This is a genomic window from Microcystis sp. LEGE 08355, assembly GCF_015207185.1.
GTDB lineage: Bacteria > Cyanobacteriota > Cyanobacteriia > Cyanobacteriales > Microcystaceae > Microcystis > Microcystis panniformis.
Genome location: NZ_JADEXI010000951.1, coordinates 1 through 1,057 on the forward strand (window position 1 = coordinate 1; position 1,057 = coordinate 1,057).

Genomic DNA, 1,057 nt, shown 5'->3' on the forward strand with positions numbered 1-1,057 from the left:
CCCTAAAACCCTAAAACCCCAACACCCCAACACCCTAAAACCCTAAAACCCTAAAACCCTAAAACCCTAAAACCCCAACACCCTTTTTTACTTTTTACTTTCACACTGTCCCCTAAATTATGCTGGATCAATTAAAATAATGAAAAAAATATTTCTAACGGGTGTGAGTGGCTGTATTGGGCATTATATCGCTGAAATTTTACTGGAAAATCCCGACTATGAATTATATTTTTTAGTGCGTAATCCAGAGAAGTTAAAATTTACTTACCAAGGGCGATCAAATGTTCATATACTTTTAGGCGACATGGAAAATATTGGGGTATATGCCGAGCTTTTAAAAACAATGAATATAGCGGTTTTAATCGCTACCAGTTGGGGAGGAGAGGAGGAAAGTTATCAGATTAATGTGGTAAAAACCCTAGAATTAATTAGTTATTTAGATGCTCAAATCTGCGAGAAAGTCCTCTACTTTTCTACTGCCAGTATTCTCAATCAAAATAATCAACCTTTACCGGAAGCTGGGGAGATAGGAACTAATTATATCCGCACTAAATATATTTGTTATAGTAAATTTACTGACCTAGAAATCGCCGATAAAATTATCACTTTATACCCCACTTTTGTCTTAGGTGGTGACGAAAATAAACCCTATTCTCATATCTATGGTGGTTTACCGGATGTGTTGAAATATATCGGTTTAGTGCGTTGGTTTCAAGCTGATGGCAGTTTTCATTTTATCCATGCTAAAGATATAGCTCAAGTGGTGAATTATTTAATCGAAAATCCCGCACCAGAAAGCAAAATTGTCCTAGGCAATCAACGCACAACAGCTAACCAAGCAGTGGAGGAAATCTGTACTTATTTAAACAAAAAAATCTATTTTCGCATTCCTTTATCTTTAACCATTGCTAACTTTTTTATCAAAGTTTTTAACTTGCAGATGGAACCATGGGACCGCTTTGCCATGAATTATCGCCACTTCACCCACATTAAAACCTATACTCCTGACGATTTTGGTTTAAAAAACTATTGTTCCACCCTCGATGATGTTTTAACC

The 1,057-nt window shown here is 36.0% G+C and carries 1 protein-coding gene; it reads left to right on the plus strand.

Features of this window, described 5'->3' with window-relative positions; translation table 11 throughout:
* Positions 1-139 precede the first annotated feature (139 nt).
* Positions 140-1,057: NAD(P)-dependent oxidoreductase (locus IQ242_RS25545; RefSeq protein WP_193961874.1), on the plus strand; the 918-nt coding region annotated here is incomplete at its 3' end.